The organism is Pseudocitrobacter faecalis, from assembly GCF_965231525.1.
Classification (GTDB): Bacteria; Pseudomonadota; Gammaproteobacteria; order Enterobacterales; family Enterobacteriaceae; genus Pseudocitrobacter; species Pseudocitrobacter faecalis.
The window spans coordinates 3,526,762-3,551,131 of the sequence record NZ_CBDDNJ010000002.1 but is presented as its reverse complement, the minus strand read 5'-3'; the positions used below and the strand labels follow the sequence as shown (position 1 = coordinate 3,551,131).

Genomic DNA, 24,370 nt, shown 5'->3' with positions numbered 1-24,370 from the left:
AGAGGGTTAGGGTGAGGGGGGTTACAGCTGCGCAAACACCTTACGCGCCGCATCAATCGTCTTATTGATATCCTCCGGCGTGTGCGCCACGGACATAAAGCCCGCTTCAAACGCTGACGGCGCCAGGTAAATACCTTCGTCCAGCATCAGATGGAAGAAACGCTTGAAGCGCTCAACGTCGCACTTCAGGACATCCTGATAGCAGGTTACTGTTTTCGTGTCAGTGAAGAAAATCCCGAACATCCCGCCAACATGGTTAACCACCAGAGGAATGCCTGTCTCTTCAGCGGCTTCCAGCAAACCTTCTGCCAGTTGAGTGGTGAGTTCGTCTAAGGTTTCGTGAACGCCAGGTTGTGCCACCTGCGTCAGGCATGCGTAGCCTGCAGCCATCGCAATTGGGTTACCGGAAAGCGTACCTGCCTGATACACCGGGCCGGTTGGTGCTAGTGCGTCCATTACGTCCCGGCGTCCGCCGAATGCGCCCACTGGCATACCGCCGCCGATGATTTTGCCAAGGCAGGTCAGGTCTGGGACGACATTATAGTAAGACTGCGCACCCGCCAGGGCGACGCGGAAGCCGGTCATCACTTCATCGATGATCAACAGCGCGCCAAATTCATCGCACAGTGCGCGCAGGCCCGGCAGGAATTCCGGCAGCGGCGGCACACAGTTCATGTTGCCCGCGACCGGTTCCACGATGATGCAGGCGATCTCCTGAGGGAACTGCTCGAACGCCTCGCGCACGGAGGCGAGATCGTTATAGGTACAGGTCAGCGTGTGTTTGGCAAAATCTGCCGGGACGCCTGGGGAATTGGGCTGGCCGAGGGTCAGTGCACCTGAACCGGCTTTTACCAGCAGGTGGTCGGCGTGGCCGTGGTAGCAGCCTTCGAATTTGATGATTTTATCGCGGCCTGTGAAGCCACGCGCCAGGCGAATGGCGCTCATGGTTGCTTCCGTACCGGAATTCACCATGCGTACCATGTCCATGGTCGGCACCAGTTCGGTCACCAGTTCCGCCATTTTCACTTCCATTTCGGTTGGCGCACCGAAGCTCAGGCCTCGCTCGGCGGCTTCAATCACCGCGTTACGAATGGTCGGGTTGTTGTGTCCCAGCACCATCGGCCCCCAGGAACCAACGTAGTCCACATAGGCTTTGCCGTCCGCATCATACAGGTAAGCCCCATCCGCACGTTCGATAAACAGCGGTGTGCCACCTACGCCGGTGAAGGCGCGTACCGGTGAGTTGACGCCGCCGGGAATAAGTTTCCGCGCTGCGTTGTAGAGGTTTTCCGATTTGCTCATGAAACGGCTCCTGATTCGGGGGAGGAAAATGATTAACGGGCTATTCTAATTATTCCAGGAAGGTTATGAAAGTTTTGCCGAAATGAAACACCTGGCGATTCAGGGGAATTTTTACGCGACGAGGGGCGAGAGGCCCGCTAGAATGCCCCCTTCGGATTTGTATTACCAATTAATGATAAGCAGATGAAAGCAGATTCTTCCTCTTTTGAGTCACAGCAAGTCGCGCGCTTACGTCGTGGCGATACGATACGGCGGTTGTTGAACCGCGATAAAACGCCGTTAAAAATTTTGTTGATGGCCGCGCTGGTCGGCACCGTCGCGGGTTTCATTGGCGTGGCGTTCGAAAAAGCGGTGAATTGGGTGTCGAACCTCCGGATGGCGTCGATTGCCCACGTTGCTGATCACTGGTTTATCGTCTGGCCGCTGGCCTTTATTCTTTCTGGGCTGCTGGCGATGGTGGGCTACCTGTTGGTGAGGCGCTTTGCACCGGAGGCAGGCGGTTCGGGCATTCCTGAAATTGAGGGCGCGCTGGAAGAGTTGCGTCCGGTGCGCTGGTGGCGCGTGCTGCCAGTGAAATTTATCGGCGGGATGGGGACGCTTGGGGCCGGAATGGTACTCGGGCGCGAAGGGCCGACGGTACAAATCGGCGGTAACATCGGGCGCATGATTGGCGATATCTTCCGTATGCGCAGTGCCGAAGCCCGCCATACGCTATTAGCAACCGGCGCGGCGGCGGGGCTGTCGGCGGCGTTTAATGCCCCGCTGGCGGGCATTCTGTTCATCATTGAAGAGATGCGTTCGCAGTTTCGCTATAACCTGGTCTCTATTAAAGCGGTATTCACCGGCGTCATCATGTCGAGCATCGTGTTCCGCATCTTTAACGGCGAGACGCCGGTTATTGAGGTGGGCAAACTGACCAACGCGCCAGTGGACACACTGTGGCTTTATCTGGTGCTGGGGATGATTTTTGGCATCGTCGGCCCCATTTTTAATACGCTGGTGCTGAGAACGCAGGATATGTTTCAGCGCATTCACGGCGGCGAAATCAAAAAATGGGTGTTAATTGGGGGCCTGATAGGCGGCCTGTGCGGCGTGCTGGGGTTGATTGAACCTGCGGCGGCGGGCGGTGGTTTTAACCTGATTCCCATCGCGGCGGCAGGCAACTATAGCGTAGGTTTGCTGCTGTTTATCTTCGTCGCGCGCGTGCTGACCACGTTGCTGTGTTTTTCCTCCGGTGCGCCGGGTGGGATTTTCGCCCCGATGCTGGCGCTTGGCACGCTGCTGGGCACCGCGTTTGGTATGGCGGCCATGAATGTTTTTCCGGGCTACCATCTTGAAGCGGGCACGTTTGCTATCGCTGGTATGGGCGCATTGATGGCCGCGTCGGTGCGTGCGCCGCTGACCGGTATTGTGCTGGTGCTGGAGATGACCGACAATTATCAGCTCATTTTGCCAATGATTATTACCTGCTTAGGTGCCACGCTATTAGCGCAGTTCCTGGGTGGAAAGCCGCTCTACGCCACGATCCTGGCGCGAACGCTGGCGAAACAGGAAGCAGAGCAGGCGGCAAAAGCGCAGACAGCGGCAGGGCAGAATACTTGAACGAATTACCAGGGTATTAGATAATGACCAAAAGAATCGGGTTATTATTTGCCCAGATTACAGTATCAATGGGAGCAAAAAATGAGTGATGACGTAGCGCTGCCGCTGGAGTTTACCGACGCCGCAGCCTCTAAAGTAAAAAACCTGATTGCGGATGAAGACAATCCGAACCTGAAACTTCGTGTCTACATCACCGGTGGTGGTTGCAGCGGCTTCCAGTACGGCTTTACCTTTGACGATCAAATCAACGAAGGCGATATGACCATCGAAAAACAGGGCGTTGGCCTGGTCGTTGACCCGATGAGCCTGCAGTATCTGGTCGGCGGTTCTGTTGATTACACCGAAGGTCTGGAAGGTTCCCGTTTTATCGTGACCAACCCGAACGCGACCAGCACCTGCGGCTGCGGTTCTTCGTTCAGTATCTGATACTTGCCGGGCTATCCGGCAAAGAAAATAATACCGCTCAACAGAAGTGGTAAATATAAAAAGCCTGAATACCTTTGGTGTTCGGGCTTTGTTTTTATGGCTAATAACGCGGAATGTAACTTTTTAATATTAAAGGATTTAATTATGAAATGCGTTAAATTAGCGGCTATTTTGGCATTTACTTTGGCGGGTTCACACAGCGCAATGGCTCTGGATATTCAGCCCGGTGAATGGGTTACTGACCATAATGGTAAAACAAAAGTAACTTGTTACGACGCCACAGCAATTAAACATCTGAAAGAGATGAAAAAAGGCAAAAAAATTAAAGCAGGGAAATGTGTTACGGACATTAAGGACAATAGCAGTACGCATCAGAACACAGAGACCTACTGTAAGACACCCGACAAAGAGTTTTTGATTGCGATGGACATGACAAAAACGAGCGAAACCGAGGTGAAGATCAAGGTGAAGATGGATATTACTCTTGATGGTAAAACATCGAGCGCGGAAGAGGAAATGGTGCAAAAATTTGTTAGCGCACAATGCACTGCCCCATCGAAGTCAACGGCCAAATAATCATCCTTGTCTTTTAGGTTGATAGCGTACTCGACTTAATGCTGCTTATACCGTTCGATAGAAGCGGTAAATATAAAAAGTACCTGAGTGCTAACAGTGCTCAAGCGTGTTTAAAGGCTAATAACACGGAATGTAATTTTTTAATATTAAAGGACTTAATTATGAAGCGCGTTAAATTAGCGGCTATTTTTGCATTTACTCTCGCGGGTTCACAAAGCGCAATGGCTCTGGATATTCAGCCTGGTGAATGGGTCAGGGAAAGTACGGGGAAAACTACCCACGTATGCTATACGGAAAAAATGGTTGCACATTTGAAAAAAATTTCCCCAGGTAATGAAACCACCAGGGAAGGGTGTACGAATAAATATACTAAAAATACCGATACCTTACTGGTAAACGAAACCATCTGTTATAAGCAAGACACTAAAATGCACTCTGTGGTAGAGGAGAAAAAAATCAGCGATACCGAGGTCCGTATGAACATAAAAATGGATCTTGAGAGCGGCGGTAAGAAGTCGAGTTTTAGCACCGAAAGCGTGGAGAAGTTTGTCGGAAAAGAGTGCTCAGAAGCCTCGAAAGGGAAGGCGCAGAAATAATTGTCAGGCCCGATGGTGTTGCGCTATCGGGCTTAATCACATCATTTCCCCGGTTCATCCAGCGCAAAGGTCGGCAACTTCAGATGCCAGTGGATCGCCGCCAGACGAATCACCAGCGTCACTACCATGCCAATCATACTGGCGCTCTCCAGCGGAACGTTGAAGGTATAAAACGCCGTGGCGTGGACGATGCCGCCGATGATACAGGCGGTGGCATAAATTTCCGTTCGCAGGATCATCGGCACTTCGCGCGCCAGCACGTCGCGGATAATCCCGCCGCCGACGCCCGTGATCACCCCCATACAAACGGCGACCAGCGGCCCGGTTTCAGCAAGAAACGCTTTATTTACACCGATACCGACAAACACCGCGAGGCCGACGGCATCCAGCACCGGTAATACCCACTTTGGAAGGCGGCGTGGTTGACGCACCAGCACGATAGTGAGCATACAGGTGACCATCGCCACGACCAGATCGGTAGGATCTTTTACCCAAAAGACCGGGCCGTGATCGAGCGCCATATCGCGGATCGTTCCGCCACCGACGGCGGTGACTACGCCCAGCACCAGCACGCCAAACGGGTCCATACGCAGTTTACCGGCGAGCAGAACGCCGGAAACGGCAAAGACAATTGTGCCAAGAATATCCAGCCAGTAGACGAGCATATTCCGAATTAACCTATCAATTAACCTGCGCGAGGGCAGTACAGAGTTGTTTCGCGGCGAGGATAATACGTGGGCTTGCACGTTCAAACCAGTCGCTATTGAGAGGAATCACCGGGATTGTGAGCTGACTGCCCCAATACTGCTCGATTTTAGGAATTTGACTCGCACCGCCGGCGACCACAATCGCCTGTGGCTGGCGTGTAAGCACCTGCTCTCGGCTCACCTGAGGCCAGGGAACGCGGCTGTCGGCGAAGATGTTTTCACCCCCGCACATTTCCAGCACCTGATTCTGAATCGCGGCTTTGTTGCTGGTAAAGATAGGATTGAACCCGAACTGCAGAAATACCCGTTTTTTGGGCTGATTTGCATAGCGGGCTTTGAGTTCGGCGTAGTCGCGCAGCAACTGGCTTGCGGCCTGTTCCGCTTTTTCGGGGTGTGGGCTCCACTGGGCGATTTCGCGCAGCGTAGCGGCAATGCTTTCCACCGTATGGTTGTCTATCCACACGACTTTAATGCCCAGAGAGCTCAACTGGTTAACCTGTCGCTCGGCGTTCCCTTCACGCCAGGCAAGCACGACATCGGGCTTTAGCGCCACGATACGTTCCAGGTTAATTCCCTGCCATGAAGCGACCTGTTCAATATGCCTGGCCTCGTCAGGATAATCAGAGTAGCTGCTGACGCCAATCGGCGTGATCCCGGCGGCAAAAGCCAGTTCGGTATTGGCAGGGGAGAGAGTAATCACCCGCGGCGCGGCGCAAAGCCACGCCGGGGCAACCAGTGCGAGGGCAAGAAGCCCCGCAAGCCACGGCTTAACCACGCGCCAGCTTCTGCACCAGGGCTTCCACCATCAGGGTGGATTGTTTTGCCGCAACCGCCAGGAACTCATCAAAACTCAGGTGAGACTGCTGGTCAGCGACATCGGAGATGGCGCGAACCACCACGAACGGGACGTTAAAGTTGTGACAAACGTGCGCGATGGCGGTCGCTTCCATCTCAACGGCAACTGCCTGCGGGAAGTTGTGACGGATCTTCGCCAGGCCTACGGAGCCGTTGATGAAGGCGTCGCCGCTGACGATCAGGCCGCGTACCGCATTCAGATTTAATGCCTGAATGCACTCTTGCGCCGCAGAGATCAGTTTTTCGTCAGCTTTAAACCCTGCCGGGCAGCCTGGAAGCTGACCAAACTCGTAGCCGAACGCGGTTACGTCCGCGTCGTGATAGCGCGCTTCATCGGAAACGACGATATCGCCCACCTTCAGCGTCGGTGCCAGGCCGCCTGCAGAGCCGGTGTTGATAATCACGTCCGGCTGGCAACGTTCCAGCAGCAGGGTTGCGCCCATCGCGGCAGCGACTTTACCGATACCGGATTTCAGTAACGCGACATCCACCCCGTTAAGCTGACCCGTATAAATTTCACTTCCGCCGATGGAGAGCGTTTCACGGTTTTCGATTTTGTCACGCAGCAGCGTAACTTCTTCTTCCATTGCGCCAATGATGCCGATTTTCATAGATTTACTCGCGATATGCCCTATTTGGATGCATAGTCTACCATGGGGTTCAGGGGAAGCGCATTTCTCGCGATGGAGAGGCTATGGCAAAGATTGATTTTCGCAACAAAATTAACTGGGGTCGGCGCTACCGCTCGCCAGAAGGCTTCAGCTCTGAGCATGAAATTCTGCAAATATTCGAAAGCGATCGCGGGCGCATCATTAACTCCCCGGCGATTCGTCGTTTACAGCAGAAAACCCAGGTTTTTCCACTGGAGCGCAACGCTGCCGTGCGTACGCGCCTGACTCACTCACTGGAAGTGCAGCAGGTGGGGCGTTATATCGCGAAAGAAGTGCTCAGCCGTCTGAAAGAGAAAAAGCTGCTGGGGGCTTATGGGCTGGATGAGCTGACCGGGCCGTTCGAAAGCATCGTAGAGATGGCCTGCCTGATGCACGACATTGGTAACCCGCCGTTTGGTCATTTTGGCGAGGCGGCAATCAATGACTGGTTCCGCCAACGGCTGGTTCCGGCTGATGCCACCCAACAGCCGCTAAGCCACGATCGCTGCGTGGTTGCTACTTTGCGCTTACTGGAAGGCGATGAGACGCTGAATGATTTGCGGCGAAAGGTACGTCAGGATCTCTGTCATTTCGAAGGTAATGCGCAGGGGATTCGTATGGTGCATACGTTAATGCGCATGAATCTTACCTGGGCGCAGGTCGGTTGTATTTTAAAATATACTCGCCCCGCCTGGTGGGCCAGCGATGTGCCGGCAAGCCACAGCTATTTAATGAAAAAACCTGGCTATTATTTGGCCGAAGAGCACTATATTGCGCGCTTACGTAAAGAACTGGATTTAGCTCCTTACAATCGTTTTCCCTTAACCTGGATTATGGAAGCAGCGGATGATATCTCCTATTGTGTAGCAGATCTTGAGGATGCGGTGGAAAAACGTATCTTTAGCGTCGAGCAGCTTTATCAACATTTACATGATGCCTGGCCTGAACATGGTAAAGGTTCTTTGTTCGCGCAGGTGGTCGAAAATGCCTGGGATAAATCGCGATCCAATTCATTAAGTCGCAGTACTGTCGATCAGTTCTTTATGTATTTGCGCGTCAATACATTAAATAAGCTGGTGCCCTTCGCCGCCCAACGTTTTATTGATAATTTGCCAGAAATCTACCGCGGCGACTTTAATCATGCGCTGCTGGAAGATGAAAGCGATTATAGTCAGTTACTCGATCTTTATAAAAAAGTAGCTATAAAACATGTGTTTAGTCATTCTGATGTCGAGATGCTTGAGCTTCAGGGGTACCGGGTGATTAGCGGGTTGCTGGAAATCTATTCTCCCCTGTTGAAATTATCGCAAAGTGACTTCACGTTGTTGGTTGAGAAAGAGCGTATCGTTTCACTGCCGATAGAATCGCGCCTGTTCCAGAAACTCTCGCGTAACCATCGACTGGCGTATATCGAGGCCGTAAATAAAGTCGCGCGTGACGCAGCAGAATTCCCGGTGATGGAATACTATTATCGCTGTCGCCTGATTCAGGACTATATCAGTGGGATGACCGATCTCTACGCGTGGGATGAATATCGGCGTCTGATGGCGGTGGAATAACCACGAGTTTTGTAAAGATGAACAATAAATTTTTACTTTTTCCAGCGTGTTAAGCGCGGAACTTAGCGTTAGAAAATGACTCTGATAGTCACGTACACAGCAACTTTGCATAATCTGAAATTGAGATTGAAACACATGAAAAAAACCACGTTAGCAATGAGTGCACTGGCTCTTAGTTTAAGTTTGGCATTGTCTCCGTTGTCCGCTAGCGCGGCTGAGACGGCGTCATCCGCCACTACCGCACAGCAAATGCCAAGCCTGGCGCCAATGCTGGAAAAAGTGATGCCGTCCGTAGTCAGTATCAACGTTGAAGGCAGCACGACCGTGAATACCCCACGTATGGGGCGTAATTTCCAGCAGTTCTTTGGCGACAATTCACCGTTCTGCCAGGACGGCTCTCCGTTCCAGAACTCGCCATTCTGCCAGGGCGGTGGGCCTGATGGTGGACAGGGCGGTGGCCAGCAGCAGAAATTCCAGGCGCTGGGTTCGGGCGTCGTGATTGATGCGGCGAAGGGCTATGTTGTGACTAACAACCATGTCGTCGATAACGCGACGACCATTAAGGTGCAACTGAGCGATGGGCGTAAATTTGACGCCAAAATCGTCGGCAAAGATCCGCGCTCCGATATTGCGCTGATCCAGATTCAGGATCCGAAAAACCTGACGGCAATTAAGATGGCAGATTCCGACGCGCTGCGCGTGGGGGACTATACCGTCGCTATCGGTAACCCGTTCGGTCTGGGTGAAACCGTGACCTCCGGTATCGTTTCGGCGCTGGGTCGTAGCGGCCTGAACGTTGAAAACTATGAAAACTTTATCCAGACCGATGCGGCGATTAACCGCGGTAACTCCGGCGGCGCGCTGGTGAACCTGAACGGGGAACTGATCGGTATCAACACCGCGATTCTGGCACCTGACGGCGGCAACATTGGTATTGGTTTCGCTATCCCGAGCAATATGGTGAAAAACCTGACCTCGCAGATGGTGGAATTCGGCCAGGTGAAACGCGGCGAACTGGGTATCATGGGAACCGAGCTGAACTCCGAGCTGGCGAAAGCGATGAAAGTTGACGCTCAGCGCGGCGCATTCGTAAGCCAGGTAATGCCGAACTCTTCCGCAGCAAAAGCGGGGATTAAAGCGGGTGATGTGATCACCTCCCTGAACGGTAAACCAATCAGCAGCTTCGCGGCACTGCGCGCGCAGGTTGGCACCATGCCAATCGGCAGCAAAATCAGCCTTGGCCTGCTGCGCGACGGCAAACCGGTCACCGTGAGCCTGGAACTGCAACAGAGCAGCCAGAATCAGGTTGATTCCAGCTCCATCTTCAGCGGTATCGAAGGGGCGGAAATGAGCAATAAAGGCCAGGAAAAAGGCGTTGTGGTTAACACGGTGAAAGCCGGTTCCCCTGCGGCGCAGATTGGCCTGAAAAAAGGTGATGTCATTGTGGGGGCGAACCAGCAAGCGGTGAAAAATATCGCTGAGCTGCGCAAAATCCTCGACAGCAAACCGTCCGTCCTGGCGCTGAACATTCAGCGTGGTGATAGCTCTATCTACCTGTTGATGCAGTAATCCCCTCTGCCAACCCTTTCCCTTTTCGGGGAAAGGGTTTTCTTATTGTTCTGTGAAGCCTTCCACAACTCCATATTTCTCACCCAGGCTTTGTGCATTTGCACAGTGCGGCGGTTAGCCATCTTTCTTATGCTGTAACCTGCTCACAGGAGGATTACATGGCTGGCTGGCATCTTGATACCAAAATGGCGCAGGATATCGTGGCGCGAACCATGCGCATTATCGACACCAACATCAACGTCATGGACGCCCGTGGTCGCATCATCGGTAGCGGCGATCGCGAGCGTATTGGTGAATTGCACGAAGGGGCGCTGTTGGTGCTTTCTCAGGGCCGCGTGGTGGACATTGACGATGCGGTCGCCAGGCATCTGCACGGCGTGCGTCAGGGGATCAACTTGCCGCTGCGACTGGAGGGCGAGATTGTTGGCGTTATCGGCCTGACTGGCGAGCCGGAGACGCTGCGTAAATACGGCGAACTGGTTTGCATGACCGCCGAAATGATGCTCGAACAGTCACGTCTGATGCACCTGCTGGCGCAGGATAGCCGTCTGCGTGAAGAGCTGGTCATGAACCTGATTCAGGCGGAGGAGAATACGCCCGCGTTAACCGAATGGGCGCAACGTCTGGGTATCGACTTGAACCAGCCGCGCGTGGTGGCGGTGGTGGAAGTGGACAGCGGGCAGCTTGGCGTGGATAGCGCAATGGCCGAGCTTCAGCAGTTGCAAAATGCGCTAACGACGCCTGAGCGTAATAACCTGATCGCGATTGTTTCACTGACTGAAATGGTGGTGCTGAAACCGGCACTGAACTCGTTTGGCCGCTGGGATGCGGAAGATCACCGCAAACGCGTCGAGCAACTCATCACGCGGATGAAAGAGAACGGACAGCTGCGTTTTCGTGTTTCGCTGGGTAACTATTTCACCGGGCCGGGCAGCATTGCGCGTTCTTACCGCACGGCGCGCACTACTATGATGGTGGGAAAACAGCGCATGCCGGAAAGCCGCAGCTATTTTTATCAGGATCTGATGCTACCCGTGCTGCTCGATAGTCTGCGCGGTGGGTGGCAGGCCAATGAGCTGGCCCGCCCGTTAACGCGTCTAAAAGCGATGGATAATAATGGATTACTCAGACGAACCCTGACGGCGTGGTTTCGCCATAATGTGCAGCCACTGGCGACATCGAAGGCGCTGTTTATACACCGTAATACGCTGGAGTATCGTCTGAATCGTATCTCGGAATTAACGGGGCTGGATTTGAGTAATTTTGACGATAGGTTGTTGTTGTATGTGGCGTTGCAGCTCGATGAGCAGCCGTAGCGGAACCGCGAATCACCCTCACCCTGAGGGAGAGGGGAGCGACGGTGCCATGGGCTAAATGTGTGCGGTTTTCTCCCTCTCCCTGTGGGAGAGGGCCGGGGTGAGGGGCTATTTATTCCGCGTCAGTTTTTCCAGATCCGCTTCAATCTCGCTGATCTTATTGGTCACCACTGATTCCAGGTGACGCAGATCGTCCAGGATCTTACGCTTAAGATCCACCTCGGTGCGATCGCGCTGACAAATCTGATCCAGTTCATCAATCACATAGCGCAGGTTAGGGCTAATCTCCTGCACCTCTTTGTATCCCTGTCCAACGCCGTCGGCAGCAACGGTTTTGCGCTGGCGCGGATACTTAAACTTCACGCTTTTGGCGAAAAACTCACCCTTATCCTTCTGGAAGTAGATTTTCAGGATATCGTTGTTGGCTTCCTGCCGGAGGCTGTAACGATCGATTTCATCAGGATTGGTAATGCCCAAACTTTTCAGATTATCGTACATAGCGGTACCCTTGCTGTAATTTACCTATTGAATAATCAGTGAAAAAACCGTTTTCCGCCAGTTTGGAACGAAAAAAAAGCGGGGTAGCCCCCGCTTTAGCCTCTATCTTAATCGATAGTTCGCAGCAGTTCGTTGATGCCCACTTTGCCACGAGTTTTGGCGTCGACTTTCTTCACGATGACCGCGCAGTACAGGCTGTATTTGCCATCTTTTGATGGCAGGTTGCCGGAGACGACAACGGAGCCCGCCGGAACGCGGCCATAAAAGACTTCGCCGGTTTCGCGGTCGTAGATTTTGGTGCTCTGGCCCAGGTATACGCCCATGGAGATAACAGAGCCTTCTTCCACAATCACGCCTTCAACGACTTCAGAGCGAGCGCCGATGAAGCAGTTGTCTTCGATGATGGTTGGGTTAGCCTGCAGCGGTTCCAGTACGCCGCCGATGCCGACGCCGCCAGACAGGTGAACGTTTTTACCGATTTGCGCGCAGGAGCCAACGGTTGCCCAGGTGTCAACCATGGAACCTTCGTCAACGTATGCGCCGATGTTAACGTAGGACGGCATCAGCACGGTGTTGCGCGCGATATACGCACCCTGACGAACGGCCGCAGGTGGAACCACGCGGAAGCCTTCTTTCTGGAAGCGCGCTTCGTCGTAGTCAGCGAATTTCATCGGCACTTTATCGAAGTAGCGGCTTTCCGCACCATCGATAACCTGGTTATCGTTAATACGGAAAGAGAGCAGAACCGCTTTCTTCAACCACTGGTGAGTGACCCACTGGCCGTCAATTTTTTCAGCGACACGCAGCGCGCCGGAATCCAGTAATGAAATAACCTGGTTTACCGCTTCGCGGGTTACGGTGTCGACATTGTTTGGGGTAATGTCGGCGCGACGCTCGAAAGCGGACTCAATAACGTTCTGTAATTGCTGCATTGTTACTCTTTCCATCTGTGTAAAAAAAATGATTACCCTTTATCGTTTGGATTGAGGGCTGCTGTCAACCGTTGTTGTACCTCTAATTGCAGCGCATTATTAAGCGCACGCCGGTCGGCGGTGGCGATTATAAATAAATCTTCTACTCGTTCACCAATTGTCGTAATTCTGGCCCCGTGAAGAGAAATTCCGAGGTCGGCAAACACTTTCCCGACACGTGCCAATAGCCCTGGCTGATCGAGCGCAATCAGTTCGAGGAAAGATTTCCGGTCAGTATGCGTTGGCAGGAAATTCACCTCGGTATCGACGGAGAAGTGACGCAATTTTGCCGGCTGACGACGCGGCTGCGGTGCCTGCCAACTGCGTTGGGTAATGGCCTGTTCCAGCCCAAGACGAATAGCCTCATGGCGATCGGATGAGAGCGGGCTACCGTCGGGTTCCAGCACGATAAACGTATCCATTGCCATGCCGTCACGGGTGGTGAAAATCTGCGCGTCGTGCACGCTGAGGTTACGTCTGTCCAGCTCTGCACAGACCGCCGCAAAGAGGTAAGGGCGATCCGGGCTCCAGATGAAAATCTCGGTGCCGCCACGGGTGGCCTGCGGGCTTAACAGGATCATCGGTTCTGTGAGATCGTGCTGCAACAGGTGGCGGGCGTGCCAGGCAAGCTGATTTGGCGTGTGACGCACAAAGTAATTGGCGCGGCAGCGGTTCCAGATTTGATGCAGCTTCTCTTCGTCAATGTTATCCATGCGCAGCAGGGCCAGCGCCTGCATCTGGTGATGACGCACGCGTTCGCGCATATCCGGCGTGTTATCCATTCCCCGGCGCAGCTGTTTTTCGGTGGCGAAATAGAGTTCGCGCAACAGGCTTTGCTTCCAGCTGTTCCACAGGGTTTCATTGGTGGCACAAATATCAGCAACCGTCAGACACACCAGATAGCGCAGACGGTTTTCCGTTTGCACCAATTCAGCAAACTGTTTAATGACTTCCGGATCCTGAATATCACGCCGCTGAGCGGTGACGGACATTAGCAGATGATGGCGCACCAGCCAGGCAACCAGTTGCGTTTCGCGAGAATTCAGGCCGTGCAGTTCGGCAAACTTCAGCACGTCTTCCGCACCCAGAATGGAGTGATCCCCCCCGCGTCCTTTGGCGATATCGTGAAACAGTGCGGCTATCAGAATCAGTTCAGGATGGGTAAGACGCGGCCAGAGATCGACGCACAGCGGGTGGCGCGGGCGCGTCGCTTCTTCGGCAAAGCTTTCCAGTTTAAGCAGTACGCGAATGGTGTGTTCATCGACTGTGTAGGCGTGGAACAGGTCAAACTGCATTTGACCGACAATGTGCGACCACTGCGGCATATAGGCCCACAGCACGCTATGGCGATGCATCGGAAGCAGGCCGCGTTTCACTGCGCCGGGATGGCGCAGCATGCTGAGGAAAATCGAGCGGGCTTCCGGGATATAGCACAATGGCTGCGCCAGATGACGACGCGCATGGCGCAGGTGGCGCAGGGTTGTGGAGTAAATCCCGGTAATGGTGCTGTTGCGCACCATAATAAAGAACATGCGCAGAATCGCCTGCGGTTCGCGGATAAATAGCGTGTCATCGCGCAGGTCGATAAGCGTGCCGCGTAGCTGAAAATCATCGTCAATCGGGCGCGGTTTTTCATCTTCCGTCAGGGCGAGAATCGCCTCGTCAAAAAGCTGAAGCAGCATATGATTGAGCTCGCCGACGCGGCGCGTCACGCGGTAGAAATCCTTCATCATGTGTTCAACCGGCTGATTGCCTTCGCCGCCGTAGTTAAGGCGCTGGGCGACGCTAAGCTGGCGGTCGAACAGGAGGCGGTTGTCGTAGCGGTTGAGTTCAAGATGCAGGGCGAAACGGATTCGCCACAGCAGATGCAGACACTCATTGAGTTCGTTACGCTCGGCTTCGGTCAAAAAGCCAAAACCGACCATTTCATCCAGCGAGGTGGCGCCAAAGTGACGGCGAGCGACCCACTGTAAGGTGTGGATATCCCGCAGGCCGCCGGGGCTGCTTTTTATATCCGGCTCAAGATTATAGCTGGTGCCGTGATAGCGCTGGTGACGTGCGTTTTGCTCTTCCACTTTCGCCGGGAAGAATTTTTCTGACGGCCAGAAGCCTTCGCTGAAAATGTGTTTTTGCAGTTCCAGGAACAGGGCGACGTCGCCAATCAGCAGGCGTGATTCAATCAGATTGGTGGCGACGGTCAGATCTGAAAGACCTTCCAGCAGGCACTCTTCCAGCGTTCGTACGCTATGGCCCACTTCCAGCTTAAGATCCCAGAGTAGCGTTAATAGCTCGCCAATTTTCTGCGCCTGTTCATCGGGCAGTTTCTTACGGCTTAAAATCAGGAGATCGATGTCGGAAAGCGGATGTAATTCACCGCGTCCGTACCCGCCAACGGCAACCAGCGCGGCGTCTTCCACTTCACCAAAACCGTATTGAAGCCAGAGGCGCTGCAGGAGCTGGTCGATGAATTCGGTGCGCGCTTCGATGAGCTGTTCGGCGGAAATGCCGCTGTCAAAGGCTTCTCCCAGCCACCGCTGGAAAGCATCAAGATGGGCTTTGATGGTGGCAATGTTCAGCATATCCGCAGGCCAGGCACCGGGATTCTGCGGCTGATTGGGAAGGGTGGGGAGTGCGGTATTCGCGAGCTGTTCAGGAAGAGTTTTCATTGATGTTTGCGCCACCCATATAAAAAGCCGGATGACGGCGCAAGCGCCTTATCCGGCCTACTGGAGAGAGCAATTTGTAGGCCTGATAAGATGCGTTGGCATCGCCATCAGGCAAATCAATTATTCGTCGTGCGAGATAACCGCCGGGATGGTGTCATCCTTGCGCAGCGTCAGAATTTCGCAGCCGTTTGCGGTTACCACAATAGTATGCTCGTACTGAGCAGACAAGCTGCGGTCTTTGGTTTTTACCGTCCAGCCATCTTTCATCGTGCGGATGCGGTAATCACCGGCGTTCAGCATCGGTTCGATGGTGAAGGTCATGCCTTCTTTCAGTACCACGCCGCCGTCATCTGCATCATAGTGCAGTACCTGCGGTTCTTCGTGGAAGCCGCGACCGATACCGTGACCACAGTATTCGCGTACCACCGAGAAACCTTCTGCTTCCGCGTACTTCTGAATCGCCGCGCCGATGGTGCGCAGGCGGATGCCCGGTTTTACCATTTTGATGCCCAGATAGAGGCTTTCCTGGGTGACGCGGCACAGGCGCTCGCCCAAAATGGTTGGTTTGCCGACGATGAACATTTTTGAGGTGTCACCGTGGAACTCGTCTTTAATAACGGTTACATCGATGTTAACGATGTCGCCATCTTTCAGATGTTTAGCATCGTCGGGGATCCCGTGGCAGACCACTTCGTTAATAGAGATGCAGACTGATTTTGGATAACCGTGATAGCCGAGGCAGGCGGAGATCGCATGCTGGTGGTTGACGATCCAGTCATCGCAGATGCGATCCAGCTCGCCGGTGCTCACGCCCGGTTTGATGTGCTGCTCGATCATCTCCAGCACTTCGGCTGCCAGACGACCCGCGACGCGCATCTTTTCGATTTCTTCAGGTGTTTTAATAGAAATAGCCATGGAGTTTGTCCATCAGGGTCGAATTTATCGACAATAATTGTGTAAGTGCTATCAATGTTAACAGTCTGAAGCATCCACTACCAGATTGAGAATCAGTTACAGCATAGAGTGCCAACAATTATTGGTGTCTGCGGCGTATTTGTGGTATAAAGCGCGCCGGACTTCCGTTCCATTTGATATACACAGAATGGACTGAAGCGACAATCTCACTTTGTGTAACAACACACACGTATCGACACATGTTCCGGGGTGCCCTTCGGGGTCGGTAATATGGGATACGTGGAGGCATAACCCCAACTTAATCTATAGAGGTTTTAAATCATGGCAACTGTTTCCATGCGCGACATGCTCAAGGCTGGTGTTCACTTTGGTCACCAGACCCGTTACTGGAACCCGAAAATGAAGCCTTTCATCTTCGGCGCACGTAACAAAGTTCACATCATCAACCTTGAGAAAACTGTACCGATGTTCAACGAAGCGCTGGCTGAACTGAACAAGATCTCTGCTCGTAAAGGTAAAATCCTTTTCGTTGGTACTAAACGCGCTGCAAGCGAAGCGGTGAAAGAAGCTGCTAACAGCTGCGACCAGTTCTTCGTGAACCATCGCTGGCTGGGCGGTATGCTGACTAACTGGAAAACCGTTCGTCAGTCCATCAAACGTCTGAAAGACCTGGAAACTCAGTCTCAGGACGGTACTTTCGACAAGCTGACCAAGAAAGAAGCGCTGATGCGTACTCGTGAGCTTGAGAAACTGGAAAACAGCCTGGGCGGTATCAAAGACATGGGCGGCCTGCCGGACGCACTGTTCGTTATCGATGCTGACCACGAACACATCGCAATCAAAGAAGCGAACAACCTGGGTATTCCAGTGTTCTCTATCGTTGATACCAACTCCGATCCAGACGGCGTTGATTTCGTTATCCCGGGTAACGACGATGCAATCCGTGCTGTAACCCTGTACCTGAGCGCTGTAGCGGCTACCGTTCGTGAAGGCCGTTCTTCTGACCTGGCTTCCCAGGCTGAAGAAAGCTTCGTAGAAGCTGAGTAATAAGGCTTGATAACTCCCCCGAAAGTGTCCGAGTTGCAGTAACGAGTAATGTCTACGTGCTGCGGCTCATAACTGGAAGGGGAGAGCCCTTATAGACCAGGTAGTACACGTTTGGTTAGGGGGCCTGTTTATGGCCCCCTTTTTTCACTTTTATATCTGTGCGGATCAACGCCGGGCAGATCAAATCTTCCGAGGATTTTAGAATGGCTGAAATTACCGCATCCCTGGTAAAAGAGCTGCGTGAACGTACCGGCGCAGGCATGATGGATTGCAAAAAAGCACTGACTGAAGCTAATGGCGACATCGAGCTGGCAATCGAAAACATGCGTAAATCTGGCGCGATCAAAGCGGCTAAAAAAGCTGGCAACGTTGCTGCTGACGGCGTGATCAAAACCAAAATCGAAGGCAACTTCGGCGTGATTCTGGAAGTTAACTGCCAGACTGACTTCGTTGCTAAAGACGGTGGTTTCCAGGCGTTCGCAGACAAAGTTCTGGACGCAGCTGTTGCTGGTAAAGTAACTGACGTTGAAGTTCTGAAAGCACAGTTCGAAGAAGAGCGTGTTGCACTGGTTGCTAAAATCGGTGAAAACATCAACATCCGTCGCGTTGCAATCCTGGAAGGCGACGTTCTGGGTAGCTACCAGCACGGTGCGCGCATCGGTGTTCTGGTTGCGGCTAAAGGCGCTGATGAAGAGCTGGTTAAACACCTGGCGATGCACGTTGCTGCAAGCAAACCAGAATTCGTTAAACCAGAAGACGTGTCTGCTGAAGTGGTAGAGAAAGAATACCAGGTACAGCTGGACATCGCGATGCAGTCTGGTAAGCCGAAAGAAATCGCAGAGAAAATGGTTGAAGGCCGCATGAAGAAATTCACCGGCGAAGTTTCTCTGACTGGTCAGCCTTTCGTAATGGACCCGAGCAAAAACGTGGGCCAGCTGCTGAAAGAGCACAACGCTGACGTGACTGGCTTCATCCGCTTTGAAGTGGGCGAAGGCATCGAGAAAGTTGAAGCTGACTTCGCAGCAGAAGTTGCTGCAATGTCTAAACAGTCTTAATTGCACTGTTCGGAGCCGCCTCAGGGCGGCTCCTTTTTGTACCCGTCATGTGAAAATCAGCCAGCTCTTATAGGGGCAAATCGGCAGGAAGCGCATGATGTCACCTGATTTAAATCATCCCATTCGTGACACTCGCAGGAAAGAAAATGGCTACCAACGCAAAACCCGTCTACAAACGCATTCTGCTTAAACTGAGCGGCGAAGCATTGCAGGGGACTGAAGGTTTCGGTATTGACGCAAGCATCCTTGACCGTATGGCGCAAGAGATTAAAGAACTTGTTGAACTGGGCATTCAGGTTGGCGTAGTGATTGGCGGCGGTAACCTGTTCCGCGGTGCAGGTCTGGCGAAAGCGGGTATGAACCGCGTTGTGGGCGACCACATGGGCATGCTGGCCACGGTAATGAATGGCCTGGCAATGCGTGACGCACTGCATCGCGCCTATGTGAACGCTCGCCTGATGTCTGCCATTCCGCTGAACGGCGTGTGCGACAACTATAGCTGGGCAGAGGCGATTAGCCTGCTGCGCAACAACCGCGTGGTGATCCTCTCCGCAGGTACCGGTAACCCATTCTTCACAACTGATTCCGCAGCGTGTCTGCGCGGTATTGAAATTGAAGCCGACGTGGTACTGAAAGCGACTAAAGTCGACGGTGTGTTTACCGCTGACCCGGCGAAAGATCCTACGGCGACCATGTACGAACAGCTGACTTACAGCGAAGTACTGGATAAAGAACTGAAAGTCATGGATCTGGCGGCGTTTACGCTGGCTCGTGACCACAAATTGCCGATTCGCGTATTCAACATGAACAAACCTGGCGCGCTGCGTCGCGTGGTCATGGGCGAAAAAGAAGGCACTTTAATCACGGAATAATTTCCGTCGAGGCCAAATACGGGTAAGATTCCGCTTTAATCATGCGGGTCACATACCCGGTGGCATATTTTAAACAGGACTATACTTAGCGCATCTGTGCTACCGTCTGGTCTGACTGAGACAAGTTTTCAAGGATTCGTAACGTGATTAGCGATATCAGAAAAGATGCTGAAGTGCGCATGGACAAATGCGTAGAAGCGTTCAAAAACCAAATCAGCAAAATACGCACGGGTCGTGCTTCTCCCAGCCTGCTGGACGGCATCGTCGTTGAGTATTACGGCACCCCGACTCCGCTGCGTCAGCTGGCGAACGTCACTGTAGAAGATACCCGTACACTGAAAATCAACGTGTTCGACCGCTCTATGGGCCCGGCTGTTGAGAAAGCGATTATGGCGTCTGATCTTGGTCTGAACCCAAGCTCTGCAGGCACCGACATCCGCGTTCCGCTGCCGCCGTTGACTGAAGAGCGCCGTAAAGACCTGATCAAAGTGGTGCGTGGTGAAGCTGAGCAGGGACGTGTCTCTGTGCGTAACGTCCGTCGCGACGCGAACGACAAAGTGAAAGCGCTGCTGAAAGACAAAGAGATCAGCGAAGATGACGATCGCCGTTCTCAGGACGACGTGCAGAAACTGACCGATGCTGCTATCAAGAAAATTGACGCGGCGCTGGCAGAAAAAGAAGCGGAACTGATGCAGTTCTAATCTGCATTCGTTTGCAGGAAAAAAACGCCGTACAGGAAGCGTATCGCTTTGCTGGCGGCGTTTTGCATTTATACTCTTCACCCTTCAAGTCGCTAAGCTGGACCTTTCATGAAGCAAATAACCGTTCTTGGCTCAACGGGCTCAATTGGCTGTAGCACGCTGGATGTTGTGCGCCATAACGCTGACCATTTCTCCGTAGCCGCGCTGGTTGCCGGTAAAAACGTTGAACGCATGGTCGAGCAGTGTCTGGAGTTTTCCCCGCGTTTCGCGGTGATGGATGACGCCCATAGCGCCGAGGCGGTGAAAATCGCCCTGCGTGAACACGGCAGCCGCACCGACGTCATGTGTGGGCAACAGGCGGCGTGTGAAGTGGCCGCGCTGGATGACGTTGATCAGGTGATGGCCGCCATTGTTGGCGCGGCGGGTCTGGTACCGACACTTGCCGCGATTCATGCCGGCAAAACGGTTTTACTGGCGAACAAAGAGTCGCTGGTGACCTGCGGACGCCTGTTCCTGGAAGCGGTAAAAGCCAGCGGTGCGCAACTTTTACCTGTCGACAGCGAACATAACGCTATCTTTCAGAGTTTGCCGCAAACTTTTCAGCAAGACCTGGGGTACGCTGATCTCGGGCAGCATGGCGTTACGTCCATTCTGCTTACCGGGTCTGGTGGCCCGTTCCGTGAGACGCCAATCAGTGAACTGCGCGCAATGACGCCGGATCAGGCTTGTCGTCATCCGAACTGGTCGATGGGGCGCAAAATTTCCGTCGATTCGGCCACCATGATGAATAAAGGTCTCGAATACATTGAAGCCCGCTGGCTGTTCAACGCCTCTGCCGCACAAATGGAAGTGGTGATTCATCCGCAGTCGGTGATCCACTCGATGGTGCGCTATAAAGACGGTAGCGTCATTGCGCAACTGGGCGAGCCGGATATGCGCACGCCTATCGCCAATGCGATGGCCTGGCCGGGGCGTGCAGATTCCGGCGTTAAACCGCTCGATTTCTGCAAGCTGGGCGCACTGACGTTTAGCGAGCCGGATTACGATCGTTATCCTTGCCTTAAGCTGGCGATGGACGCGTTTGAACAGGGGCAGGCAGCGACCACCGCACTGAATGCGGCGAATGAAATTACCGTTGCCGCGTTCCTGGATTCGCAGATTCGCTTTACTGATATCGCGGCGGCGAACCTGGGTGTGCTCGATGCGATGTCGCTTGCGGAGCCGCAGTCCGTTGATGAGGTGCTGGCGATTGACGCGCGTGCGCGTGATGTGGCGCGAAAACAAGTGATGCGTTTCGCAAGCTGAGGATTATCAGCCTGGGAACTGTCATGGTATTTGTTAGCGTCTGGCTTCAGTGATATAGTCTGCGCCACCGATTGCGCCTCTATTTTCAGGGGCAATCGTGAAAGCCGTGCTTCAACACGGCTTTTTTGCGACAGAAATATCAGTATTCCGGGGTACCGCTCATTCCTTTTCATGGACTAAAAACGCGTTATGTTGTCTGCTAATCAACCAATCAGCGAAAATGTGCCTGCCCACGGGTGTCGCCATGTGGCTATCATCATGGACGGCAATGGTCGCTGGGCGAAGAGACAAGGGAAGATTCGCGCCTTTGGACATAAAGCCGGGGCGAAGTCTGTTCGCCGCGCCGTGTCGTATGCGGCGAATAATGGCATTGAAGCATTAACCCTTTATGCGTTCAGCAGTGAAAACTGGAACCGCCCCGAGCAAGAAGTTAGCGCATTGATGGAGCTTTTCGTGTGGGCGCTGGATAGCGAAGTCAAAAGCCTGCATCGCCACAATGTGCGGTTGCGTATCATCGGTGATACCAGCCGGTTTAACGCCCGCCTGCAGGAGCGCATCCGAAAGGCGGAAGCGATAACCGAAAATAATACCGGGCTGACGTTGAATATCGCCGCTAATTATGGTGGCCGTTGGGATATTATTCAGGGAGTTCAGCGATTGGCTGAACAGGTTCAGGAAGGGTTACTCCGTCCCGATCACATCAGTGAAGATCTGCTGAGTCAGCAAATCTGCATGCATGAACTGGCTCCCGTAGATTTAGTAATTAGGACAGGGGGAGAACATCGAATCAGTAATTTTCTTATCTGGCAAATCGCCTATGCTGAACTTTACTTTACCGATGTTCTTTGGCCCGATTTCGATGAACAAGACTTTGAGGGTGCGCTGCATGCTTTTGCGAATCGCGAGCGTCGTTTCGGCGGCACCGAGCCTGGTGGCGAAAAGGCCTGATGGGGGTAGCTTTTGCTGAAGTATCGCCTGATTTCTGCATTAATTTTAATACCCGTTGTTATTGCGGCGCTGTTTTTGCTGCCGCCAGTCGGGTTCGCCATTGTTACGCTGGTCGTCTGTATGCTGGCCGCGTGGGAATGGGGACAACTGAGCGGATTTAGCTCGCGTACGCAGCGGGTATGGCTGGCGGTACTTTGCGGCCTGTTGTTGGCGGTGATGCTCTTCTTGCTTCCTGAGTATCATCATAACCTTCATCAACCGGTTGTAGAGATTTCGCTGTGGGCCTCTCTGGCGTGGTGGGTTGTGGCGCTGGTACTGGTGTTGACCTATCCGGGTTCAGCGGCGTCATGGCGTCATTCAAAAACGCTGCGTCTGCTGTTTGGCCTGCTGACTATCGTGCCGTTCTTCTGGGGTATGGTCGCGTTACGCGCATGGCATTATGACGACAACCACTACAGCGGTGCGCTGTGGCTGCTGTATGTCATGATCCTCGTCTGGGGGGCGGATTCCGGTGCGTATATGTTTGGCAAGCTGTTTGGCAAGCATAAGCTGGCACCGAAGGTTTCTCCGGGGAAAACCTGGCAAGGATTTATCGGTGGCCTGATTACAGCCGCAGTCATTTCCTGGGCCTATGGATTGTGGGCAAATCTGGACGTAGCCCCCTCAACGCTATTAATATGCTCCATTGTCGCCGCGCTGGCTTCTGTGCTGGGCGATTTGACCGAGAGCATGTTTAAACGTGAAGCCGGTATCAAGGACAGTGGACATTTGATCCCCGGTCACGGCGGAATTCTGGACCGAATTGATAGCCTGACGGCGGCGGTTCCCGTATTCGCGTGCTTGCTGTTGTTAGTTTTCAGGACGATTTAACGGATGGGTCTATGCTGAGCATACTCTGGAATCTGGCGGCATTTATTGTTGCCCTGGGTGTATTGATCACCGTCCATGAATTTGGTCACTTCTGGGTTGCTCGCCGCTGTGGCGTTCGCGTGGAGCGTTTTTCTATTGGTTTTGGGAAATCGCTCTGGCGTCGCGTTGATAAACACGGCACCGAATTTGTTATCGCCCTTATCCCCCTGGGCGGTTACGTCAAAATGCTGGATGAGCGCGTCGAGCCGGTTGCGCCGGAGATGCGTCATTTCGCATTCAACAACAAAACGGTCGGCCAGCGTGCCGCCGTTATTGCTGCCGGCCCTGTCGCTAACTTCCTTTTTGCTATCTTCGCTTACTGGCTGATGTTTATCATTGGCGTTCCTGGCGTGCGTCCGGTTGTCGGTGAAATAACCCCCAATTCGATTGCGGCAGAAGCACAAATTGCACCAGGCACGGAACTAAAAGCCGTAGATGGTATCGAAACGCCTGATTGGGATGCAGTGCGTTTGGCGATGGTCGCGAAAATTGGCGACGAGCGTGCCACCCTCACTGTTGCTCCTTTCGGGAGTGAACAGCGTCAGGATAAAATCCTGAATTTGCAGCACTGGGCGTTCGAACCGGATAAAGAAGATCCTATCGCTTCACTCGGTATTCGTCCGCGCGGTGCGCAGATTGAACCTGTTCTCGCTGAGATTCAGGCCGACTCTGCTGCCAGCAAAGCCGGTTTGCAAGCTGGCGACAGGATCGTTAAAGTCGATGGTCAGCCGCTGGAAAACTGGATGATGTTTGTCACGCTGGTGCGTGATAACCCCGGTAAAGGACTGCGGTTAGATATCGAAAGACAGGGGAGTCCCTTGTCTTTGACGCTGATACCGGATACAAAACACGGTAACGGAAAGGCGGAAGGGTTTGCGGGTGTGGTACCAAAAGTTATCCCGCTACCTGACGAATACAAAACAGTGCGCCAGTATGGGCCGTTTAGCGCCATCGCTCAGGCCACGGATAAAACGTGGCAGTTGATGAAGCTGACGGTTAGCATGCTGGGCAAATTGATCACCGGTGACGTCAAACTGAACAACCTCAGTGGGCCGATTTCGATCGCTCAGGGGGCTGGGATGTCAGCGGAGTACGGGTTGATTTACTATCTGATGTTTCTTGCGCTCATCAGTGTGAATCTGGGTATTATCAACCTGTTCCCGCTCCCCGTGTTAGATGGGGGACATCTGCTGTTTTTGGCGATTGAAAAGCTGAAGGGCGGTCCGGTATCCGAGCGAGTTCAAGACTTTTGTTATCGCATTGGCTCAATACTGCTGGTGCTGTTAATGGGGCTTGCACTTTTCAATGATTTCTCTCGGTTATGA

23 protein-coding genes are annotated in these 24,370 nt (G+C 53.2%); 15 read left to right on the top strand and 8 right to left on the bottom strand.

Features of this window, described 5'->3' with window-relative positions; all coding sequences use genetic code 11:
• Positions 1-21: 21 nt before the first annotated feature.
• Positions 22-1,302, bottom strand: a complete 1,281-nt coding sequence (gene hemL / locus ACOXYR_RS17390; RefSeq protein WP_421356398.1) for a glutamate-1-semialdehyde 2,1-aminomutase — start codon at positions 1,300-1,302, stop codon at positions 22-24.
• Positions 1,303-1,485: 183 nt separating this feature from the next.
• Here hemL and clcA point away from each other — a divergent pair, with 183 nt between their 5' ends.
• From clcA to ACOXYR_RS17370, 4 genes are all read left to right on the top strand, one after another.
• Entirely contained in the window at positions 1,486-2,904 is a 1,419-nt protein-coding gene (clcA, locus tag ACOXYR_RS17385; RefSeq protein WP_421356399.1) for a H(+)/Cl(-) exchange transporter ClcA, read from the top strand.
• An 81-nt stretch (positions 2,905-2,985) separates the two neighbouring features.
• Positions 2,986-3,330 carry an iron-sulfur cluster insertion protein ErpA gene (erpA, locus tag ACOXYR_RS17380; protein WP_108476977.1) on the top strand — a complete coding sequence of 115 codons (345 nt, stop codon included), beginning with the start codon at positions 2,986-2,988 and terminating at the stop codon, positions 3,328-3,330.
• 144 nt (positions 3,331-3,474) lie between these two features.
• Complete coding sequence (locus tag ACOXYR_RS17375) at positions 3,475-3,906, top strand: hypothetical protein (protein ID WP_421356400.1); 432 nt, start codon at positions 3,475-3,477, stop codon at positions 3,904-3,906.
• 161 nt (positions 3,907-4,067) lie between these two features.
• Positions 4,068-4,502: a DUF3617 family protein gene (locus ACOXYR_RS17370; protein ID WP_421356401.1), complete on the top strand. Its 435-nt coding sequence runs from the start codon at positions 4,068-4,070 to the stop codon at positions 4,500-4,502.
• Positions 4,503-4,543: 41 nt separating this feature from the next.
• On the opposite strand, the gene ACOXYR_RS17365 is transcribed toward ACOXYR_RS17370, so the two are convergent.
• From ACOXYR_RS17365 to mtnN, 3 genes are read right to left on the bottom strand one after another with little or no spacing between them, the layout of a single operon-like run.
• On the bottom strand, positions 4,544-5,167 hold the full coding sequence (locus ACOXYR_RS17365; protein WP_108476976.1) for a TRIC cation channel family protein: 624 nt from the start codon (positions 5,165-5,167) through the stop codon (positions 4,544-4,546).
• A 16-nt stretch (positions 5,168-5,183) separates the two neighbouring features.
• Complete coding sequence (gene btuF / locus ACOXYR_RS17360) at positions 5,184-5,984, bottom strand: vitamin B12 ABC transporter substrate-binding protein BtuF (protein WP_421356402.1); 801 nt, start codon at positions 5,982-5,984, stop codon at positions 5,184-5,186.
• Positions 5,977-6,675, bottom strand: a complete 699-nt coding sequence (gene mtnN / locus ACOXYR_RS17355; protein WP_113859181.1) for a 5'-methylthioadenosine/S-adenosylhomocysteine nucleosidase — start codon at positions 6,673-6,675, stop codon at positions 5,977-5,979. The genes btuF and mtnN overlap by 8 nt, the downstream gene beginning before the upstream one ends.
• 83 nt (positions 6,676-6,758) lie before the next feature.
• Between mtnN and dgt the strand changes: the two genes are divergently transcribed.
• From dgt to cdaR, 3 genes are all read left to right on the top strand, one after another.
• Entirely contained in the window at positions 6,759-8,273 is a 1,515-nt protein-coding gene (gene dgt / locus ACOXYR_RS17350; RefSeq protein WP_421356403.1) for a dGTPase, read from the top strand.
• Positions 8,274-8,408: 135 nt separating this feature from the next.
• A complete protein-coding gene (gene degP, locus ACOXYR_RS17345; protein WP_108476972.1) occupies positions 8,409-9,842 on the top strand; it encodes a serine endoprotease DegP in 1,434 nt (477 codons plus the stop codon).
• Positions 9,843-10,000: 158 nt separating this feature from the next.
• Positions 10,001-11,158, top strand: coding sequence for a DNA-binding transcriptional regulator CdaR (gene cdaR / locus ACOXYR_RS17340; RefSeq protein ID WP_108476971.1), 1,158 nt, complete (start codon positions 10,001-10,003; stop codon positions 11,156-11,158).
• 108 nt (positions 11,159-11,266) lie between these two features.
• On the opposite strand, the gene ACOXYR_RS17335 is transcribed toward cdaR, so the two are convergent.
• The 4 genes from ACOXYR_RS17335 to map all read right to left on the bottom strand — a co-directional run bounded on the left by ACOXYR_RS17335 (position 11,267) and on the right by map (position 16,208).
• Positions 11,267-11,656: a DUF3461 family protein gene (locus ACOXYR_RS17335; protein WP_015965851.1), complete on the bottom strand. Its 390-nt coding sequence runs from the start codon at positions 11,654-11,656 to the stop codon at positions 11,267-11,269.
• Between the two features lie 107 nt (positions 11,657-11,763).
• On the bottom strand, positions 11,764-12,588 hold the full coding sequence (dapD, locus tag ACOXYR_RS17330) for a 2,3,4,5-tetrahydropyridine-2,6-dicarboxylate N-succinyltransferase (protein ID WP_108476970.1): 825 nt from the start codon (positions 12,586-12,588) through the stop codon (positions 11,764-11,766).
• Positions 12,589-12,620: 32 nt separating this feature from the next.
• Positions 12,621-15,293, bottom strand: a complete 2,673-nt coding sequence (gene glnD / locus ACOXYR_RS17325) for a bifunctional uridylyltransferase/uridylyl-removing protein GlnD (protein ID WP_108476969.1) — start codon at positions 15,291-15,293, stop codon at positions 12,621-12,623.
• Between the two features lie 120 nt (positions 15,294-15,413).
• Positions 15,414-16,208: a type I methionyl aminopeptidase gene (gene map / locus ACOXYR_RS17320; protein WP_108476968.1), complete on the bottom strand. Its 795-nt coding sequence runs from the start codon at positions 16,206-16,208 to the stop codon at positions 15,414-15,416.
• Between the two features lie 321 nt (positions 16,209-16,529).
• Between map and rpsB the strand changes: the two genes are divergently transcribed.
• The 8 genes from rpsB to rseP all read left to right on the top strand — a co-directional run bounded on the left by rpsB (position 16,530) and on the right by rseP (position 24,370).
• A complete protein-coding gene (rpsB, locus tag ACOXYR_RS17315) occupies positions 16,530-17,255 on the top strand; it encodes a 30S ribosomal protein S2 (RefSeq protein WP_015965847.1) in 726 nt (241 codons plus the stop codon).
• A gap of 203 nt (positions 17,256-17,458) precedes the next feature.
• Positions 17,459-18,310 carry a translation elongation factor Ts gene (tsf, locus tag ACOXYR_RS17310; RefSeq protein ID WP_015965846.1) on the top strand — a complete coding sequence of 284 codons (852 nt, stop codon included), beginning with the start codon at positions 17,459-17,461 and terminating at the stop codon, positions 18,308-18,310.
• A 146-nt stretch (positions 18,311-18,456) separates the two neighbouring features.
• The gene (gene pyrH / locus ACOXYR_RS17305) at positions 18,457-19,182 is read left to right on the top strand and encodes a UMP kinase (RefSeq protein WP_015965845.1); all 726 of its coding nucleotides are present in this window, start codon (positions 18,457-18,459) and stop codon (positions 19,180-19,182) included.
• A gap of 143 nt (positions 19,183-19,325) precedes the next feature.
• Entirely contained in the window at positions 19,326-19,883 is a 558-nt protein-coding gene (gene frr, locus ACOXYR_RS17300) for a ribosome recycling factor (RefSeq protein WP_015965844.1), read from the top strand.
• Positions 19,884-19,991: 108 nt separating this feature from the next.
• Positions 19,992-21,188, top strand: coding sequence for a 1-deoxy-D-xylulose-5-phosphate reductoisomerase (gene ispC, locus ACOXYR_RS17295; RefSeq protein ID WP_113859179.1), 1,197 nt, complete (start codon positions 19,992-19,994; stop codon positions 21,186-21,188).
• Between the two features lie 189 nt (positions 21,189-21,377).
• Positions 21,378-22,136: a (2E,6E)-farnesyl-diphosphate-specific ditrans,polycis-undecaprenyl-diphosphate synthase gene (gene ispU, locus ACOXYR_RS17290; RefSeq protein ID WP_108476966.1), complete on the top strand. Its 759-nt coding sequence runs from the start codon at positions 21,378-21,380 to the stop codon at positions 22,134-22,136.
• Between the two features lie 12 nt (positions 22,137-22,148).
• The gene (gene cdsA, locus ACOXYR_RS17285) at positions 22,149-23,006 is read left to right on the top strand and encodes a phosphatidate cytidylyltransferase (RefSeq protein WP_108476965.1); all 858 of its coding nucleotides are present in this window, start codon (positions 22,149-22,151) and stop codon (positions 23,004-23,006) included.
• A gap of 11 nt (positions 23,007-23,017) precedes the next feature.
• Positions 23,018-24,370: a sigma E protease regulator RseP gene (gene rseP / locus ACOXYR_RS17280; RefSeq protein ID WP_421356404.1), complete on the top strand. Its 1,353-nt coding sequence runs from the start codon at positions 23,018-23,020 to the stop codon at positions 24,368-24,370.

Bases quoted from the DNA above. Each gene is read 5' to 3' on its own strand.
- ispC (WP_113859179.1), top strand. From the start codon at position 19,992: ATGAAGCAAATAACCGTTCTTGGCTCAACGGGCTCAATTGGCTGTAGC.
- ACOXYR_RS17375 (WP_421356400.1), top strand. From the start codon at position 3,475: ATGAAATGCGTTAAATTAGCGGCTATTTTGGCATTTACTTTGGCGGGT.
- pyrH (WP_015965845.1), top strand. From the start codon at position 18,457: ATGGCTACCAACGCAAAACCCGTCTACAAACGCATTCTGCTTAAACTG.
- hemL (WP_421356398.1), bottom strand. From the start codon at position 1,302: ATGAGCAAATCGGAAAACCTCTACAACGCAGCGCGGAAACTTATTCCC.
- dapD (WP_108476970.1), bottom strand. From the start codon at position 12,588: ATGCAGCAATTACAGAACGTTATTGAGTCCGCTTTCGAGCGTCGCGCC.
- tsf (WP_015965846.1), top strand. From the start codon at position 17,459: ATGGCTGAAATTACCGCATCCCTGGTAAAAGAGCTGCGTGAACGTACC.
- map (WP_108476968.1), bottom strand. From the start codon at position 16,208: ATGGCTATTTCTATTAAAACACCTGAAGAAATCGAAAAGATGCGCGTC.
- glnD (WP_108476969.1), bottom strand. From the start codon at position 15,293: ATGAAAACTCTTCCTGAACAGCTCGCGAATACCGCACTCCCCACCCTT.
- cdaR (WP_108476971.1), top strand. From the start codon at position 10,001: ATGGCTGGCTGGCATCTTGATACCAAAATGGCGCAGGATATCGTGGCG.
- ACOXYR_RS17370 (WP_421356401.1), top strand. From the start codon at position 4,068: ATGAAGCGCGTTAAATTAGCGGCTATTTTTGCATTTACTCTCGCGGGT.
- ACOXYR_RS17365 (WP_108476976.1), bottom strand. From the start codon at position 5,167: ATGCTCGTCTACTGGCTGGATATTCTTGGCACAATTGTCTTTGCCGTT.
- degP (WP_108476972.1), top strand. From the start codon at position 8,409: ATGAAAAAAACCACGTTAGCAATGAGTGCACTGGCTCTTAGTTTAAGT.
- ACOXYR_RS17335 (WP_015965851.1), bottom strand. From the start codon at position 11,656: ATGTACGATAATCTGAAAAGTTTGGGCATTACCAATCCTGATGAAATC.
- rpsB (WP_015965847.1), top strand. From the start codon at position 16,530: ATGGCAACTGTTTCCATGCGCGACATGCTCAAGGCTGGTGTTCACTTT.
- ispU (WP_108476966.1), top strand. From the start codon at position 21,378: ATGTTGTCTGCTAATCAACCAATCAGCGAAAATGTGCCTGCCCACGGG.
- erpA (WP_108476977.1), top strand. From the start codon at position 2,986: ATGAGTGATGACGTAGCGCTGCCGCTGGAGTTTACCGACGCCGCAGCC.
- mtnN (WP_113859181.1), bottom strand. From the start codon at position 6,675: ATGAAAATCGGCATCATTGGCGCAATGGAAGAAGAAGTTACGCTGCTG.
- rseP (WP_421356404.1), top strand. From the start codon at position 23,018: ATGCTGAGCATACTCTGGAATCTGGCGGCATTTATTGTTGCCCTGGGT.
- dgt (WP_421356403.1), top strand. From the start codon at position 6,759: ATGGCAAAGATTGATTTTCGCAACAAAATTAACTGGGGTCGGCGCTAC.
- clcA (WP_421356399.1), top strand. From the start codon at position 1,486: ATGAAAGCAGATTCTTCCTCTTTTGAGTCACAGCAAGTCGCGCGCTTA.